Annotated in this window: 16 protein-coding genes; 9 read left to right on the top strand and 7 right to left on the bottom strand. The window is 48.1% G+C overall.

The annotated features are described in order from the left end of the window. The first annotated feature begins 482 nt into the window (after positions 1–482). On the top strand, positions 483–1,232 hold the full coding sequence (locus M1D61_RS01560; RefSeq protein ID WP_458120877.1) for a hypothetical protein: 750 nt from the start codon (positions 483–485) through the stop codon (positions 1,230–1,232). A gap of 39 nt (positions 1,233–1,271) precedes the next feature. On the opposite strand, the gene M1D61_RS01555 is transcribed toward M1D61_RS01560, so the two are convergent. Continuing rightward, positions 1,272–1,763 carry a cell wall hydrolase gene (locus M1D61_RS01555; protein WP_458120876.1) on the bottom strand — a complete coding sequence of 164 codons (492 nt, stop codon included), beginning with the start codon at positions 1,761–1,763 and terminating at the stop codon, positions 1,272–1,274. A 575-nt stretch (positions 1,764–2,338) separates the two neighbouring features. On the opposite strand from M1D61_RS01555, the gene M1D61_RS01550 reads away from it, so the two are divergent. Together M1D61_RS01550 and M1D61_RS01545 are read left to right on the top strand one after the other, a co-directional pair. After that, positions 2,339–2,668 carry a hypothetical protein gene (locus M1D61_RS01550; protein WP_458120875.1) on the top strand — a complete coding sequence of 110 codons (330 nt, stop codon included), beginning with the start codon at positions 2,339–2,341 and terminating at the stop codon, positions 2,666–2,668. Next, positions 2,623–2,865 (top strand): hypothetical protein, encoded by a 243-nt coding sequence (locus M1D61_RS01545; protein ID WP_458120874.1) that lies wholly within the window; start codon positions 2,623–2,625, stop codon positions 2,863–2,865. The genes M1D61_RS01550 and M1D61_RS01545 overlap by 46 nt, the downstream gene beginning before the upstream one ends. Positions 2,866–2,989: 124 nt before the next feature. On the opposite strand, the gene M1D61_RS01540 is transcribed toward M1D61_RS01545, so the two are convergent. Next, positions 2,990–3,112: a hypothetical protein gene (locus M1D61_RS01540; protein WP_458120873.1), complete on the bottom strand. Its 123-nt coding sequence runs from the start codon at positions 3,110–3,112 to the stop codon at positions 2,990–2,992. 208 nt (positions 3,113–3,320) lie between these two features. Here M1D61_RS01540 and M1D61_RS01535 point away from each other — a divergent pair, with 208 nt between their 5' ends. Next, positions 3,321–3,665, top strand: a complete 345-nt coding sequence (locus tag M1D61_RS01535) for a cupin domain-containing protein (protein ID WP_458120872.1) — start codon at positions 3,321–3,323, stop codon at positions 3,663–3,665. A gap of 91 nt (positions 3,666–3,756) precedes the next feature. On the opposite strand, the gene M1D61_RS01530 is transcribed toward M1D61_RS01535, so the two are convergent. The 4 genes from M1D61_RS01530 to M1D61_RS01515 all read right to left on the bottom strand — a co-directional run bounded on the left by M1D61_RS01530 (position 3,757) and on the right by M1D61_RS01515 (position 8,893). Next, positions 3,757–4,833 (bottom strand): DUF1835 domain-containing protein, encoded by a 1,077-nt coding sequence (locus M1D61_RS01530; protein WP_458120871.1) that lies wholly within the window; start codon positions 4,831–4,833, stop codon positions 3,757–3,759. Positions 4,834–4,945: 112 nt separating this feature from the next. After that, the gene (locus M1D61_RS01525; RefSeq protein WP_458120870.1) at positions 4,946–6,607 is read right to left on the bottom strand and encodes an alkaline phosphatase; all 1,662 of its coding nucleotides are present in this window, start codon (positions 6,605–6,607) and stop codon (positions 4,946–4,948) included. Between the two features lie 197 nt (positions 6,608–6,804). After that, entirely contained in the window at positions 6,805–8,133 is a 1,329-nt protein-coding gene (locus M1D61_RS01520) for a cryptochrome/photolyase family protein (RefSeq protein WP_458120869.1), read from the bottom strand. A gap of 94 nt (positions 8,134–8,227) precedes the next feature. Beyond that, entirely contained in the window at positions 8,228–8,893 is a 666-nt protein-coding gene (locus M1D61_RS01515; protein ID WP_458120868.1) for an HAD family hydrolase, read from the bottom strand. Between the two features lie 179 nt (positions 8,894–9,072). Here M1D61_RS01515 and M1D61_RS01510 point away from each other — a divergent pair, with 179 nt between their 5' ends. Further along, the gene (locus M1D61_RS01510; RefSeq protein ID WP_458120867.1) at positions 9,073–9,258 is read left to right on the top strand and encodes a CsbD family protein; all 186 of its coding nucleotides are present in this window, start codon (positions 9,073–9,075) and stop codon (positions 9,256–9,258) included. A gap of 83 nt (positions 9,259–9,341) precedes the next feature. On the opposite strand, the gene M1D61_RS01505 is transcribed toward M1D61_RS01510, so the two are convergent. Continuing rightward, positions 9,342–10,013: an NAD(P)H-dependent oxidoreductase gene (locus tag M1D61_RS01505; protein WP_046212619.1), complete on the bottom strand. Its 672-nt coding sequence runs from the start codon at positions 10,011–10,013 to the stop codon at positions 9,342–9,344. Between the two features lie 328 nt (positions 10,014–10,341). Between M1D61_RS01505 and M1D61_RS01500 the strand changes: the two genes are divergently transcribed. The 4 genes from M1D61_RS01500 (at position 10,342) to M1D61_RS01485 (ending at position 18,214) form a co-directional block, all read left to right on the top strand. Then, positions 10,342–11,454: a nuclear transport factor 2 family protein gene (locus M1D61_RS01500; RefSeq protein WP_458120866.1), complete on the top strand. Its 1,113-nt coding sequence runs from the start codon at positions 10,342–10,344 to the stop codon at positions 11,452–11,454. 168 nt (positions 11,455–11,622) lie between these two features. Then, on the top strand, positions 11,623–12,426 hold the full coding sequence (locus M1D61_RS01495; RefSeq protein WP_458120865.1) for a VLRF1 family aeRF1-type release factor: 804 nt from the start codon (positions 11,623–11,625) through the stop codon (positions 12,424–12,426). Positions 12,427–12,631: 205 nt separating this feature from the next. Beyond that, entirely contained in the window at positions 12,632–13,051 is a 420-nt protein-coding gene (locus tag M1D61_RS01490) for a hypothetical protein (protein WP_458120864.1), read from the top strand. Positions 13,052–13,078: 27 nt separating this feature from the next. Further along, positions 13,079–18,214 carry a DUF5724 domain-containing protein gene (locus tag M1D61_RS01485; RefSeq protein WP_458120863.1) on the top strand — a complete coding sequence of 1,712 codons (5,136 nt, stop codon included), beginning with the start codon at positions 13,079–13,081 and terminating at the stop codon, positions 18,212–18,214. Positions 18,215–18,288: the final 74 nt, after the last annotated feature.

The raw sequence follows: 18,288 nt of genomic DNA, 5'->3' as shown, positions 1-18,288 counted from the left end.
CCTGGCTGTGCTACACAGCGCGTATTCATTTCCATTGTAACAGGCTGTACCCCATCAGGACAAAATGCGCTTCTGACCGCTCACATCACCTGGGTAGGTCCGTGAATGCCGTACTTCTCCAGAAACGGAAACAGCAGTTTTTCCTTGCGGCTGTAGTGCTTGTCCACGTCATACAGCAGCTTCATATCCTCCAGCTGCTGGATGCGAAAGAATTAGAACCGATTTAATTGAAGATATAGTATCAGAAACAGCCATTGTGCCTTTGTTTTGATTACAGCCATTAAATGTCTGAACCCTCTTTTTTTCAATGTTTGTTGCACCTGACTCTAATTAAAGCTTAATCTCGGTAAATATTATTTTACTTTCAAGAACTGGTTAAATACAAAGGTGTAACTAAATGTTTAAAAATGTAAGTAATATGTAAATAATAAAAAAGATTTTATTGTTATCATTAATTGTATGATACGAAAGGTGGAGTAAAAGTGAATAAAAAAATTTTGATTGTAGTTTGTAGCATGGCAATATTATCAGCTTGCGGGAACATTAATTCGAATGATCAAGGCAGTAGCACAGCAGCTCAAAAACCTACAGATGTAAAAGAAATGAAAACTGAGAAGGCCAATGAGAGAGTAGACGTTGTTGCGAGTCCAAATAATGACATAAAGTTATATCCATTAAATAAAAAAGATGGTACTTATAATGGATTTATATTAGAAGCGAATGGCCAAAAAAAAGAGTTTGATTGGAAATCATCTGCACTAATAGAGGATAAACCACAAGTCATATCTAGTGATTTAACGAATGATGGAAATCCGGAAGCTGTTGTGTTATTAAGTCAGGGAAGAGGAACTGGTTTACACATGGAAGAAGCTCATGTAGTTGATTTAAGCAACTTTTCCGAAATTAATATCGAAGATCCAGAAGAGATCATTTCAAAAAATGTAAAATCAGAAATTAAAAATAAAGGAAAACATACAGAAGTTATAGTAAAAGTGAAAGATAAATCCACAAATCTTCAATATAGCAATGTGAGCAATACCATGAATTTAAAAGAAGTAGGATTTGGGGCTGTTAATTATTATAGTGTAGACAAAGGGAATTTAATCTTTAAAACTGATGGAACTATAGGAGCAGAGCAGTATGTGGGTAAGATTGAAGTAACGTATGCTTATGATAAAGAGCAAAATAAGTTAGAGGCAAAAACGACGAAATTCATACCAGAAGCTGAATAAGAAAAAAACTCCAGCCACTAAGTAGCTGGAGTTTTTTTCTTATTGAATAATATTGAAGAAGGTGTGGGCTCCAAGAGCGATTTTCGAAGACACTTGGAAGGTTCCTGTACCCGGCATACGATAATACAATTTACCGTTTTCGGTATAAGAAAGGCTGGTAAACAGAGACGTCACCGTATAGTACAGTTTGTCTCCAATTGGATTGCTGTAGTTGCTCAAATTAGAAGCGAGAGCTACACAGTTCTTCCATGCCGCATCGTTGGTATTGGGTGCGAGAACAACCGAGAGGTTAGGGTCATTTGGGTTAAAGCAGCTGAATGCATTTTTGGCCAGGACAACATCAGCGATGGTGCTTTGGCTTGCGAATGGCGGAATAGTACGGTTGTTTTTTCGGTTGAAAACAACATAAGCTACGCCCACACGCGATTGAGAATCACCTCGTGATTCACCGTAAAGAGTACGAGCGAACAGATCTACGCTGCTAATGTTGTAGAGTTGATCCCGAGAAGTAAGTTTAGCTCCGATTGCCATAATTGAAATCCTCCTAGAATAGTTTGTATTTTAAGAAGCTGACCGGTCCTTTTCGCTTCTCATTAATAAAGGAGGGATTACAAGATATTTAACAACCAAGTTTTATAACAAAAATGAAAAAATAGAACGAGGTAGTAGAAAAGAGAACTTTTTATTAGGATTTTTTCGAATTATCTCGTGTATCCGATAAAGGAACATCTTTTTGTAATAAATTATTTAGAGAAAGCTTATTCACAGCATCTGTAAGTTCTTTTACAGTGTTTACTAATTGACTGATTTGTTTTTCCATATTTTGGATTACGTATTTTAACAGAATAAAACACAGAGTGGCTGGGAACCCCATATTAGCAATTATATTCATAATATTTGAAGTGTCCAAATCCTTCAAAACCCCCTTTATATAAGGATTTATTATCTATAGTAAAGGTAGATTTCAAGTGGTATTAACAACCAAATAGAATGATTTTAGAGGTGAAATGCGGTATAATTAATAGGAACAAATGTTTCTTTTTAGTTGTTAAATAGTGTGATTTTGCTCCTTTATATATAGAAGAACTTATTAAGGAGGAATTACAATGAACCTATTCGCACACTACCAAACAGAGTTAAAACGTATTGCTTGGAGAATGCAATATCATGTTCGAAAAGAAAGGAAGAAAGAAACGCTAAGTGCTTTGGAAATTATTGTTCCTGTAGATGATTTTTCTTTCCGATCCATTGAGAACATAACATTACAGCATTTATTGGATAATCTTTCTTCTCCAATAGGTCAAGAGATAATTTACCAGATTTACATATTAGGAAGAACAGAAAAGGAGGTAGCTACATCTTTAAATATTACACAGCAGGGGGTTAATAAATGGAAAAACAAAATGTTAAAGGAACTCAGAACAATGAGCAATTAATACTTTTACTTGAAAGAATTAAACAGAAAGATAACCAGGCTCTTTTAGAATTTTTAAATTTATTTGAAGATGATATGCAAAAACATACTCGTTTTATGCGTATGCCTCAAGAAGATGCGCTTCAGCATATGAAATTAGGATTGATTGAATTATTAAGAAATGAACCATCTGATTATAGTTTTACAGATATATGTTGAATATTTCTGAAACAAAGTTAAGTTGCATAATTACTTAAATAGAAGTTAGATTTTGAGAAGTTGAGGATATTAAACTTGAAATGATCAAATATCTAGCAGTCTTGATCTGGAAGAAAGAATAAGATTAATGAACGAATAGTTCAAAATAATAAGTGGGGGATTTAGCATAAATAAAAAAGCTGCCGGCATCTATAATGCCGGCAGCCAGTTCAGCAATGGGAAGATTCATGGCAATCACTTTGCTCATTATGCTGTCCCCTTTCATTAGGACATATGCGTTTTGAAGCGCAATATGCTTATAAATGTACGATAGTATGCCGGGAAAACCGACTTAGTGATTGTAATCACTACCTGCAGCAGCAGACATTTTATAATGAAACTATAGCCGCCTGTATGAGGCGCGCTGCCTGCCTATACTGTAATCACAATGAAGTTAATGAAGGGATAGAGGAAGCATGGAACATACCTCATTAAGCCAATTTCAACCGTACGAGAGCGAGCGCTTCACCAAGCGCATTATATTCAAGCAGCCGGAAAGCACCGTATTTACACTGAACTTTGCACCCGGCCAACAGCTGCCTGCCCACCGCCATCCCGGAGCCGATGTGTATATTCTGGTGAGCGAAGGAACAGGAGTGATCGATTGTGATGGAACCGAGACTCCGGTAGCCGCAGGGGATGTAGTGCATGTACAGGGCGATGAGCTGATGTTGTATCGCAGCGGGGATCATGATCGGTCGAGCCTGTATGTTATGCTGGTGAATATTCCAGATCCAGGGTATGCGCAGGATCTAGGGTAATCAGTAGTTCGTCCATATATAAGCAAACAAACGGCTTGAACCAAAGCTTTTCATTCACTTATTCAAATACAAACCTATCCATCTAGCTGCTCTACACCTTGCGTCGGACACTGTAATATCGCATCCCCGCAGGTATTCCCTGCACTTCCAATACGCCGCTGTAAATCATTTCCCGGAGACGATATTCATAATACACATCTCCGATAAAACGATCCGAGCATCCATACACCTCACCAATCACACGTGCTGCCCGGCAAAATTCATACTGTCCATCTTCAGAATGCTTGCTCACTGTATCCAGTCGCTGGAGGATGTCCTGATCGAAATAGTCAGGCGCCACCTGCCGGATCTGTCCCTCATCCAGAATACGCAGTACGCTCTGCTGGCTGGAAATTTCTCTCCACTCTGCTGCCAGCTGCTGCTTATATTGACTGCTGAGTACGGCAGAATCATTCCTATGCTGTAGTGCATATTCTATTTGTCGTAATCCCAGTTCACCCGAATAACGGTATTCACATTGGGCTCCCGGATGATCCAGAGCATATTTTTCCTCAGCGAGCGCACACGGATTACATAGAACTATTGGATTGGGCATTTCCTGTAATAAGGAGACGGCATGACGAAGGCCTATCTCCTCCACCTCATTGTCGTCTGCCCAGATAATTATTTGGGACTGCGGTGGAATACTGCCGATCTGATCCAGCAGCCTGTTGTATTCCTGCTCCAGATCGGATTGCTCACTGTAATAATCCCGGTGCTCTGCGATATTGTTTTCCAACCAGGTACTGCGTAATGCTCTGCCTTCTTCCGTATCCAGATCAAGCGGCCCTATCGCATAGTTTTCACGCAGAACGATTATTTTCTGCCGTTCCGATACACCGGTCGATTCCAGTACCATTTGCATAATGCCTCCCTGGGAATCGCCGAAGACCATATGAATATGCGTGCAAGCCGGATGGATCTGCCGGAGCTGACGTCTTTCAGTACGATGCAGCAGATCTTCATAGAGGTTCACATAACCGTTAAGCAGATCTGCTGCAGATACCTCTCTATCAGCCGTTTGCAGGCGGTTCGTCTGGGCGAGAAACTGGTGCAGATAATAATCCCGCTCCGAAGGACTTAATTGTGCCACCATTCCTTTAATCCGCAGTATATCTTCTACCTCCATCTTTTCTTCTTCCTTTCCATAAAAATAAGCTGTTCTTCGCTAAGCATAACCCAGCGGAGAACAGCCTGTAAAACAATCCCATCTCACATCGATCTAACAACTATCCAGCTTATTACATCAGGTCAATTGCCTGCTGCGGTACAAAGACTTTTTCCCCATTGAAGATCACATTGCCTTCCAGACGTACCGTCTCGCCGTTCAGCTGGGCTGTGTTTTTGTAGACAGGCAGACGCAGTGTGTCTGTGCCTTTGGTAACGACGATGACAGGGTTCTTCTCGTCGCTCTTATCCCATGTCACAGTAGCGCCGCGGGCTGCAAATCCTTCTTCTGCCGGAACGAACAGACGGTTCGTCACCGCTGCCAGATCCAATCCCATCGCGGATTCCATATAGCGGGCGATGTCCGTATTTTCCACCAGACCAGTCAACTGCTTGCCGCCTGGAGCATAAGAGTACAATACGACATCACCGCCGGTATGTCCGCCGCTCGTCCAGCCGATATGGGCGCGCTTGCTGATCATCGGGCCGACGACGGCGTTCATGCCGCCTGCTTTGGCTGCACGGATCGCTGCCGTTTCTTCAGCCGTCAGGTCGGTAATGCCGAAGAATTCGCTCATCACCTGCTCGATATTGCTGCGGTCGCTGTTCAGCTTTTTCTCCAGGCCTTCACCGGTTACTTTGGCCTTTTTCAGCGGATCGATAAAGGTCGACAAAGGCAGTTCATCGTACGTGCTCGTCGTCTCACGGTCACCGATGGTCAGACCGCCGTTACCATGGTCTGTCGTCGCAATGACGAGTGTATTCTGGTCTTCCTTGGCAAATTTCAGCGCTTCCGCTACCGCTGCGTCAAACGCATTTACATCACTGATAATGCCCATTGGATCGTTGGCATGTGCTGCCCAGTCCACTTTGCTGCCTTCGACCATCAGGAAGAATCCATCTTCGTCCTTGGACAGTACTTCAATCGCTTTAGACGTCATTTCGGCGAGACTCGGCTGTTCGTCTGGATTGCGGTCCATATCGTAATCCATCGCTTTATCTGCGAACATGCCCCATACTTTTCCGGAATGGGAAGCTTTTAGTTCGGCGGTATTGGTCACTACGTTATAACCCTGGGAATGAATCACATTCAGCAGGTTTTCACCGTCTTTGCGGCCTGCCGGGGTAAAGTACTGCGCGCCGCCGCCGAGTACCACGTCGATGCCTGCATATACCTGCTGCTCGCTCAGTGCGTCATAGTTGCTGCGGTCCGGATAGTGGGCGCTAAAGTCGGCCGGTGTCGCGTGCATGATTTCGGAAGTAGCGACAATGCCTGTCGATTTTTTGGCCAGTTTGGCCGCTTCCAGCACATTCGCAACCGGTTTCTTGGCATCACCCGGAGCCAGTGCAGGAAGACCCGGCATCGTGTTCTGATCCGGCAGTACACCGACATAACCGGTGTGGGATTTGTATCCTGTTGCAAAGGCAGTGCCTGCCGGTGCGGAATCCGCAATCGCTGCATCTGCCGAATATGTACGTACCAGTCCGCTCGCCATCTCGTCCAGTGCCAGCGCTTCTCCGCCATTATACCAGCGTGCCAGCGTTGTACCGTCCATGCTCATGCCATCGGGGATCAGTATAATTACATTTTTGGCCTTGATCTCTGGCTGCTCCTTGGCTGCCGCTTCTCCTGTGCCTGCCGGCAGTGCGCCCAGCAGCATTGCCGCTGTCAGTACGCCTGCACTTACAGGGGACACTATCTTACGCAGACCGTTTTCCCGGATCTTGTTCAACATTAATGATCATCTCCTCATAATTCGCGGTCATTATCCAATGCCGTCGTATGTATTCAACGAGTTGATTGTAACAATCAATAATCAGCACAATGTACGCGGTAAACCCTGCGGAATGTAAAAAAAGAAGCAAATTGTTAACCGAAAGTTAAAAAATTCGCTTCTTTATAGCATATGTTTCATATTCATTACGTTCATTTTTACAAAGGCTGAACAATTCCCTTGTACGTCTCGATCGCTGCGGCCCGAGAACGCTTCAGATCCACAATAGCATCCGGACGGGGCTGATGGATCTCCTTGATCGACAGATCTTTCAGTTCCGGCAGCCAGTGACGGAGATAATCGCCCTCCGGATCGTATTTGGCCGACTGGGTGACCGGATTCACGACCCGGAAGTACGGTGCCGAATTGGCGCCCAGTGAAGCGCACCACATCCAGTTGCCCCGGTTGATAATATTGTCGTAATCCAGCAGCTTGCGGCGGAAATACTGCTCCCCGAGCGTGAATGGACACTGCAGATTTTTGGTCAGGAACATCGCCGACAGAATGCGCAATCGGTTATGCATCCGTCCCGTCTCGTTCAGCTGGCGCATCGAAGCATCGATCACCGGGATACCGGTCTGCCCTGTATACCAGGCTTCAAAATAACGATCATCCAGCGCAGACAGATCGTACCGGTGCTCATACCGGAAATAATCCTCATCATAGATCGCCTGATACAAATAAAAGTCCCGGAAAGCGATCTGGCGAATCCATTCCTCGCTCCCCTGCTCTCGTAGCGCCCGGTCGTACAGCTCCCGTACCGAGACAGCGCCCAGCACGACATGCGGGTTCAGTCCGCTCGAAGGATCGATCGCATAATAATCCCGTTCTTCACCGTAGTCCGCGATCAGCTCTGCCAGAAAATGCGCAAGCAGCGGCTCCGGTTCGCCGGCAGGTTCATACTCATCCAGCTGAAAAGGCGGCCGAAAACGCTCCGACCAGTCCATCTCCTGACCGGACATCTTCAGTTCTCCCAGGCTGGTGGAAGAGACCGGGTTCGGATGCTGGCCGAGAAAATCCAGCCATTTCCGGTGAAAAGGGGCAAATACCTTATAATACCCGTCTTTTCCCGTAAATTCGGCAAAATGTTCCACGTGAATCATCATATGATCCACCAACAGGGTAAAAGCTACTCCCCGCTGCTCGGCTGTCTGACGCAGCTTGCGGTCACGCTCTCTCGCATATGGCGTAAAGTCACGGTGAACCACCACTTCGTCGATCTGCTGCTGTTCCAATACATAATCCAGCACCTGCTCCGGCTCACCATAGGCGATATGCAGTCTCAGACCGTGCTGTTCATACAGATGCACGAGACGGCGGACATGCTGCAGGAAATTCAGTCCGCTGTGTTCCTTCTCCCTGCCCCCGCGCAGCAGAAACGGGTCCAGAATCAGCAGATGCATGCTCTCGGCCTGTGCTTCACGCAGGTAATCGAAGCCGGCGAGATCATGGATACGCAGGTCTTTACGATGAATAAATAATTTCAAAATAACATTCCTCCCGGATATTAACCATCAATGATGCAGCGTATATCGATGGATCTGCCTGTCTATGGATATCGGGCATTCCTGCTCATACATATTAGTTCTTCTCTGCTGCCAGTCTCTCCAGTACGGCCGCAAGCGGCATCTCGGCCATCGAATCCAGCCTTAGATCATAATGCTCAAACGGCAGCAGCGAAGTGACTGGATTGGGTACAATCGTACAATGCAGTCCGGCCGCCTTGGCAGCACGCAGACCATTGAGCGAATCTTCAAAAGCGAGCGCCTCCTCCGGCTTCACTCCGAGCTCATCCGTTGCACGCAAATACAGTTCCGGATCGGGCTTCACCGCAGATACATCATCACTTGTCTTGATGACTTCAAAATATTCACGCAATCCCAATCTTCCGAGAAAATGCTCAATCCAGTCACGATTCGAACTGGTGGCAAGGCCGATCCGCAGGCCCATCTCCCGGGCGGTATGCAGATAGTCGGCTACCCCTTCACGCGCCTGGATCAGCTCCATTTTCTGCTGATGCAGCTTATATACTTCCCGGTCAATTATGCTGCCGATTCCCGGCTGACCGATCGTCTCCTCTACATAATCGAGGAACTCGGTGCCATGCGTACCGATGCTTGGAGCGAACCGGTCCAGCGTCAGCTCCATCTCATACCCGCTCAGCACTTTACGATAACACTCGAACCATACACTTTCCGTATCCAGAATTAATCCGTCAAAATCAAAGATGACTGCTTTAATCGTCATTTACCTTCCTCCTGCTCTGCTGAGATGCTGGCTTTTATTGTGCCGACAAGCCCGCTGATTGTCAACTAACTGCCGTACTTGTTTAAAGCAGGAGGCGGAAGGGTAATAAAAGACATACCCGGTTGCTTTCTATCGATGTTACCGGAACGAATGTACAATCAGAACAGGAGATGTTAACTATGGATAATCATAAAGATAACGGTCTGGGCGATAAGATCAAAGGTGCAGTTTCCAAAGTAAAAGGCGAAGCCAAAGATCAATACGGTAATGCTACAGATAATGCCTCCCTGCAGGCTGAAGGCAAACTGGACAAAGCCAAAGGCGGAATCCAGCAGCGTGTCGGCGAAGCCAAAGATCACCACTAATTTTCTTGCTACCATCATATAAATAAAGAGGAGAGCGCCAGCTGTACTGGTGCTCTCCTCTTTTGCTTTATCGTAAACATGGATCAGTTAATCCACTGTACCACTTGTTCTGCGGTTCTTCTTGCTTTTGGACGAAGCTCTTTGTCTGTACGGTAGCCAAAGGCAGCCATGACACTTACGCCAAACTCTCCATTTTCCAGCAGGCCTTCGTCATTCAGGATTTTCTCTACCGATTCCATATGGAATCCTTCGATTGGGCAGGAGTCGATACCGATCTCTGCAGCTGCGGTCATCATGTTGCCGAGTGCGATATACGTCTGCTTGGACGCCCAGTCGAACAATGCGCGTTCGCTTTCCAGCAGTTTCAGGTCATTTTCCTGGAACTCTCTGTAGCGACCCAGTACCTGATTGAACACTTCTTCCGGCATCTGTTTCACTTCGATCATCTGCTCACGCAGGTAAGCGGAGTCGTAACGTACATTTTTGCGGGCCAAAATAACGACAAAGTGGCTCGCTGTAGGCAGCTGCCCCTGTGCGCCCCATGTCACTTCACGCAGTTTGTTGCGCAGGTCCATATTCTGAATCACGAGGAATTTCCAAGGTTCGGAACCGACGGAGCTTGGTGACAGGCGGCCTGTCTCCAGAATAAATTCAAAATCGTCCTCGGAAATTTTTTGTTCCGGATCAAATGCTTTGGTCGCATGTCTGGCTTCATAAGCGGCCAGGATTTCCTGTTTTCTTTGTTCTTTATTCATCTATTTCATCCTCCGAATTAACACTATTAATAATATACTTACTTTTAATAACAATGATTAGTATAGACGCTTATGCGGCTCCAGTCAACTGCTGTTTATTATTTTCATTACTACTCTATAGAGACAGCCTTATGAGTAGGATGGTCTTTCATATCAGTCGGTTCGTCTATTCTCCATCTTCCTAAGTGAACTTTTTCATGTGGAAATTTACAAAATGACAATCTTTAGTTCCCAAAAAGGTAGAGCATGGTGCCCTTTTGTACGATGCTGCAGAATTTCTCAAACTGTACAATAACTTTATATCATACAGTGGGAGAGGAAAATTAATATGAAAAAAAACAGGATTAAGACGTTTGCGATGAGTATGACAGCTATGGCCATTCTTATATCTGGTGTAGGATGTGAAGCAAAAACGAACACAGCCTCGAGCATTACGAAGGAAGTAGCAACCACCAACTCGACTGAATCTGTGGTAAATGTCTCTGATTCCTACGATAACACGGAAGAATTAGCAGCTAGTTTCCCGATCGTCAACCCTACCCCGATCGAAACTGAAATGGAAAAAAACATCCAGAATAGACTGCTTAACGGATTTGAAAACTGGAACAAAGGATATGATACTTGGGAAGCATGGGGCGACATTCTCTACACCCCAGATTCTCTTTATAATGTTCATGGCGTTAAACTCACTTTGAAGGAATATCAGTCTTCCATGAACGCATTGCTGAAGTCCAGTGATATACAGATGGGGAAATTTAACAACATGATTATTTCCGGCGACTGGGCCGCCATTCGATATGACATCTCAACGACCGACCGACAGAGCCAAAAGTCATCGGATGGAAGTGTAATGGAATTTGTCCACTTCAAGGACTATGGAGATGAGCTGGGCACTCGAGTTGTAGAAGGCTGGGCTGGAACAAAAGGCGCAGATTTCGAGGCTTTGACAAGTTTCCAAAATGACGATGAAAAAGCAGCACAGCAGGCTTCGTTAGATGCCATTGTCAATGCAAAGATCCCTGATACAACGGATCTTGAAGTCAAGTATCCCGTTACCAATCCTACGCCAATTCAGACCGATATGGGCAAGAAGATTAAGAACGTTATATTGAATGATTTCGAAAAATGGAACCAGGGTTTCGATTCCTGGGAGAAATGGGCAGATACCTATTACGACAGCAACCTGCAGTATCATACGAATAGCGACACATTGAGCCTCTCCGAATACAAAGCTTCTATGAAGGACGTTGCCGATTCGACCGATACAAAGCGTATTCATTTTGATAATATGCTGATCAGCGGAGATTGGGCGGCCATTCATTACAGAATTACCAATGAAGACAAAACGACAGGAGAAAAGACTGCCGGTGATGTCATGCAGTTCCTGCACTTCGCGCAGGATGGCGATAACTTAAAAGTGATTGAAAGTTGGACAAAATAAGTCAAGTGTGTGAAATTCCAAAATAACGATCTGCTTGGTGAGTACAGAAACATATCAGCTGATAGAAGTTCATTTTGGATTATATTTTTTTGAAATTATTGTTAAAAAAGTTTGGGTATATGCGCAGACGGGTAAAAACAAAGGAACTCTCTTTGAGGAGGTACTGCAATGGGATTTATGGAAAATTGGAAAGCACTTCAGAAGTACTCTGCCCAATCGGCAGAACGTTTCCTGACGATCTATCTGAACACTGAGCCAACTGCCAACACCCAGCCGGAATGGAAGATACGCCTCAAGAACGGTTTCAAAAAGCTCGCCGAGTATACGCAAGCCGGAGAAGATCCGAGATATCTGGACATGCTGCTGGAGCTTCAGGCCAAAGTCGAGGAAAAGGTGGAAAACAGCCGAACCGAGATGAAAAAGGGCCTGATCATTGTAGCCGATTCGTCCGGAGGATTATTCTTCTGCGAAAAGATACAGACCGGTGTGCCCAATGCCTTTTACTTTGAGTCCGAGCCGCATCTGGAAGAACTGCACGCCCTGATGTCACGCTGCCCGGCTGCCGGAATTCTGCAGCTTAGCAACGATACGGTTACCGTACTCGACAGCCTGTTATGCGAGATTAACAAAGAATATTACTATGAATGGGATATGGTCAATGATGATTGGCGGGAACGTGCCAGTCAGAATATCAGCGATCTGAAATCCACTGTGAACAAGCAGCGCGAAAATTACACGGAACAATGGGATGTTATCCGTCCCCGCTGGATCAAGCGTTTGACACCGATTATCGAGAAATTGGCCCGTGAGCATCAGTGGGATGAGATTATTCTCAGCGGTGAGAAGCAGATCGCTTCGCAGGTCAAAGAAGCACTGAACAGCCGTATCTCCGTTCACGTCGTGCCGAAGAATCTGAGCAATATGAAGCCGCAGGAAGTATTGCAGGAAGCGTACGCGGTACTGCAGGCCTGATGCCACTGTCCTTGTCATTTCCATAAGAATACAACAGCCCTCCACAAAGTCGCAGTCGATTTTGTGGGAGGGCTTTTTTGGTGTTTCCGATGTGATATTCCCTTCTATACACTCAAAAACAGAACATTTGTTCCTATAAAAGGATTATGATATGCTAAGGTTATTGGTGTATCATAAAAGTACATTTTCATGAAGGAGAACGGTCATGCTGATTTACGTAACGGTCAAAAGTTTGGGACGCCGCAAAAACTGGCTCACCCGGCAGCCGCTGGAGCTTGCTGCGACTCCTGCTACGCTGCGGGAATTGATTACCTTTATCGTACAGGAAAATGTACGGCAGTTCAGGGAGAAGCAGACCGATGCTTCGTTTATCCCTTATCTGACAAGCCATGATATCGAGCAGCAGGCACAGGTCGGCAAAGTCGGCTTTCAGGAGATTCATGATGATCGTCTGCCGGAAGAGCGGCAGGCTGTGGATACCGCACTGCTCGCTTTTGAAGATGGATTATATAAAGTATTTCTGCGGGAGCAGGAAGTCACCGGTCTGGACGAGAACGTACAGTTGGCTCCAGGAGATGAAGCGGCCTTTATTCGCCTGACCATGCTGGCAGGCAGCATGTGGTAAGACCAAGTATGGAGAGGAGAATGAATAATGAGCACCATGGATGAACTGTATCAGCAGTCGATCAGCCGGATCGAGGAGCGTGCAGCAGCGATGCCCGGGCCGTGGAAGGAACTCGCAGACAGCTGTGTGAAACTGTATCAGAGCAGATATATTCACAATCAGCAGGAGGAGATTGCAAGACTGATGCAGTGTCTGGAGCAGCTCGCAGCAGAAAGCGGGGGATCGCTCTATGAACCGCTGGTCGGAGTTGTGGCCGTGTTGACCGATGAACAGACGGCAGCGATCTTCCGCTATATTACCGCCCATGCGACCGAGTATCCGTACAGCAGCGGCTATTACCGTCGTCCCTATCGCACCCAGGATCTCACATTACATAAGGAACAAATTTTGAGCAAAATGATCTCCCTGCTGTCTTTGCATGGTTTTGGATTTGATCTGATGACCATGCTGGCCGATCGCAGCTACCCACTGATCTCAGACTACCGGGTAAATCAGGAAGCCATTCCCGATCTGATCGCCTATGAGCTGGACCGAGATAACGAACAGGTGCGGCAGGCGCTGCACGAGATCATTTATGGAGATAATCAGACTGCACTGCTGTCCTATCCGGTTATTCAGGGCATGCTCATGTCCCATCGCTCCGACGCTCACCGGATGATCAGCGAGCTGCTCGTGGCTGCCAGACTTCAGGAGGGACTGCGTCAGTCGATCGCCGAGATGCTGGATCAGGGTACGCTGGAAGCTTCCATGATGCTGATCGATACGATTTTGCAGCATGATCTGATCCGCTACAGCGCTATCGTCAGGGCGCTGGGTACGTGGACAGGACTGCCGCTCGAGGCAGCGAATACACGTGTAGCCGGACAGCTGATCCGCCAGGCGTACGAAGCGCTGGCAGACCATTCCCTTCGCCGGGAATGGCTTGGCGACGAAAATGCCAACAAAATCTACATCAGCCTGTGGGCGACCGCTGTACATGAAGAACAGGAGCTGTATGACCATATCCAGTACCTGATGGATACCGGAGTGCGCTATCAGCAAATCGTCGCCCTGTATGTGCTCAGCAACAGCCAGAACAAGGAATTGCGTCTGCGCATTGCCCGTCCCCATCTGCAGGAGCATGATGGAGAGCTGCTGTACTGGGTGCTGAACAACTACAGCTATCAATGCGAATATACGTGGGATTTCGTCAGCGGCATGAGTGACTCGCAGCGTGTGATGCGGGTTCCCCGTACTCCTCTGCTGGAAGCCAAATCTGACCGGGTGCAGGATTTCGAACGGATCAGGGAAATTTACCTGGGACTGAATGAGCGCGAGATCACCTTTTCCTCGAGCGTGCTGGATGGTGTTACGATCCAGTACTCTTCCGACCTGCTCCTCCATAAGCTGATCTATCTGGCCGCTTATGATATGGATGCACAGCTGATCGGGGAGATTCTGCAGCTCAGGGATCGGATGAGTCCGGATATGCGCGGCACCCTGCTTGATTATGTAGTCAGCAAGGATGGCCATGATCCCGAACAGCGCCAGTTTGTATTCGCAGCGCTGACCGACAAAAGCATGTCCAACCGGGACAAGGCCCTGGAGCTGACTAAAACCTTCGTATGGGCTGAAGTGGAACTGGAACTGATCGAGGATCTGCTCAAGCTGAAGACCGGATCACTGCGTCAGAGTGCCATTCAGCTGCTGCTGGGCCAACCGGGAGAACTGCTGGAACCGGTCATTGCACGGCTGCTGGGCAGCAAAAGTGAACTGCAGCGGCTCGCTGCGCTCGAGACGATCACCGAGCTGCAGGGCAAACCGGAGCGTCAGCAGCAGTATGACCGGCTGGCTGCAATGACCGAGTCGCTCACCAGCCCGACTCCCAAGGAGAAGACGCTGCTGGCAAAGCTTAACCAGACGGCCGAATACACGGCAGCTAACGGCTACGGCCTGTGCGATCCGAATCTGGTCGAAGACTGGCTGAACATCCCGCCGGACACAGGCCATTTCGATATGAATACACAGGTATTCACGCTGGAGCAGGACAAGATCATGTCGGTTCTGCAGGGATTGAATGATCTGATACATGAACACCGTGACCATGAATACGAGGTCGAATATTACAGCAATTACAAGGATACGCTGCTGCTTGGCAACAAACTGCAGCCGCTGTTTTACCGGAACCGGGTCGTGGAAGAAGATGATCTGTCCAAAGAACTGGAACGCTATCCACTGACCGGGGTATGGCAGGAATATCTGGATCAGAGCGGTCTGGATAATCTGGGATTAATGCAGCTGTTTCTCTATACACAGACGGATCGCCTGGATCAGAACTTGAACCAGCTGTACCGATACTTCTCCGATGCCATGGAATATAACGAGCTGAAGAACCATATCCTGTTGGAAGGCTGGCGGGGCGAATTCATCCGTTCCTTTTATCCGGTAGAGCAGATGATCGGGATCCGTGACTGGTATGACCGTCTGCCTTACAACGAGCAGATCGATTCGCTGCTCGTTGCCTATCTGGAAGACAGCGATAAGCAGGACGTATTCGATATCGCCCATCTGGCTCTGAACCGGCTGATGCAGGATTTCCCGGCCGAACGTCTGGAACCCGATGGCGGTGTGCTGATGCTGCTGGCAGATCCGTGGGTCAACCTGCTGCGCAGCCGTTCATATAATGAAGACTCCGCCCGGCGGCGCTTCCATACGCTCTACAACTTGCGGCCGCTGGATATTCATCATATCTCCTATATGCATCTGGGAGTCGATGATTACGCCAGAATGTACGAGATGGGCATTATCCAGACCAATGAACTGTACAAGCAAATGCTGGTGGGTGAACGTGCGCAGGACTTTATCCGGCTCATGACCAGTCCGTCCAGCCAGTATAATCTGCTGGAACAATTCCCGAGCATCCGCCCGCTCGCCGAACAGGCTATCGTCCGGATTATGGATATCGAATTACAGCGCGGGGAACTGCCAACTGAAGTCACACGGCTGGCGATGGCGATCCAGCGGATCGATGGTATGGAATATTTCCTCTCCATCCTGTCCCATCTGCAAAAAGAGACCTTTGTCCGGGGCTATATTTACAGCTATAACAATACCACCAAGAAAGAAACATTCAGCCAGCTGCTGAAAAATAGCCATCCGCTGAAAGAAGAAAACGAGCAGACACTCGCCGAACTGCTGAAGACCTATCCGGTCAACGAGAAGCGCCTGCTGGAAGCGGCCATGTATGCTCCGCAGTGGATCGAGATTATCGCTGCTCATCTGAACTGGCAGGGACTGCGCAGTGCAGCATGGTATTTCCATGCTCATATCAACGAGACCTTCTCGGCCGAAAAGGAAACGATCGTCGCCCACTATTCGCCGATCACACCGCAGGAGTTCAATGATGGTGCCTTTGACCTGAACTGGTTCCAGCAGGCTTATCAGGAACTCGGTGCAGAGCGGTTCAAGCTGCTGTATGACGCAGCCAAATATATCTCGGCCGGCTCCAATCACCGGCGCAGTCAGCTGTTCGCGGATGCGGCGCGGGGGCAGCTGGATCTGGAGCAGACCCGGCAGAGTGTAGCGGCCAAGCGCAACAAAGACCAGCTGCTGGCCTACACGCTGATTCCGCTGGCACAGAAGCAGCGGGAGCAGGATATCCGCGGACGCTACGAATTCATACAGCAGTTCCTCAAGGAAAGCAAAAGCTTCGGCGCTCAGCGCCGGGCAAGTGAAGCGGCCGCCTCTGCCATCGCTCTGGACAATCTGGCACGCAACGCCGGTTATGCCGATGTCACACGCCTGACCTGGGATATGGAAGCACGCAAAGTCGATGAGCTGCTCGCTTATTTCAATCCGCATGAAATAGAAGACGGACTGTATGCCCGGCTGGAGATTGATCCGGAAGGCAAGACCAGCATGACAGCAGTCAAAGGCGGCAAGCCGCTCAAATCCGTTCCGTCCCGGCTGAACAAACACGAATACATCATCCGGCTCAAGGAGCTGAAGACCGAACTGACCGATCAGTACCGGCGTGCGCGCAGTGAACTGGAACGCTCCATGGTGAATCAGACGGCCTTCACTGCCGAAGAAGTCAGACGGCTCCAGCAGAATCCGGTGCTGGCGCCGCTCTTCCGCTCTCTCGTCTTCCGAAGTGGACAGACACTGGGCTATATTAACAGCGAAGCTTCCTGCCTGCTTACGCCGCAGGCAGCCGGGGAGAACCCTGCCGGTACAGCTATGGATGGGGAGAGCAGCGAGTCTGCACCTATGCTTTCCGGCTCCGACACTTCCCCGGCAGCAGTGGCAGGTTATACCGAACACAGACTGCAGCCAGGAGATGAAGTCATTATCGCCCATCCGCTTCATCTATACCAAAGCGGACACTGGCATCTGTTCCAGCGCGATCTGATACAGCACCAGCTCCATGCCAAGCAGATTGACCGTCCGGATCAGCGCAATCGGGAACCTTTCAAGCAGGTATTCCGCGAGCTGTATCTGCTCAATGACGATGAAAAAGCCAGCGGTACGGTATCCCGGCGTTATGCCGGTCATCAGGTGCAGCCGAATAAGACGGTCGCCCTGCTGCGCGGACGCGGCTGGACCGTCAGCTATGAGGACGGACTGCAGAAGGTGGACTATCGTAACAATCTGATCGCCAGCATCTATGCCATGGCCGACTGGTTCTCTCCGGCCGATACGGAAGCTCCGACACTGGAGACCGTACAGTTCCATGACCGGACGACGTACAAGCCGGTTCCGCTGGAGCAGGTGCCAGCCGTCCTGTTCTCCGAGGTGATGCGGGATATCGATCTGGCAGTCAGTGTCGCCCATGTCGGCGGCGTTGATCCGGAGGCCAGCCTGTCCACCATCGAGATGCGCCGGGCAATTGTGGAAGAATCGCTGCGTCTGATGAAGATCAGCAATGTGCAGATCAAGAATAATCACGCGCTTATTCAGGGCAGTCTTGGTCATTACAGCGTTCATCTGGGCAGCGCGATCGTGTACAAGCAGGCTGCCGGGGCGCTGAATATTATCCCGGTACATTCCCAGCATCGCGGCCGGATCTTCCTGCCTTTTATGGATGAAGATCCGCGTACCGCCGAGATCCTGTCCAAGATCGTCATGCTGGCTCAGGATACCAAGATCAAGGACCCGCTGATCCTGAAGCAGCTTCAAAGCTAAAGCTATCCTGCTTTTCTTTATAGCCAATCAGGGTAGTCGCACGATTTTGTATATAATAACAAAGCACCATCATC

This window comes from Paenibacillus sp. Z6-24, from assembly GCF_054161335.1.
This window is presented reverse-complemented; position numbering and strand designations above follow the sequence as displayed.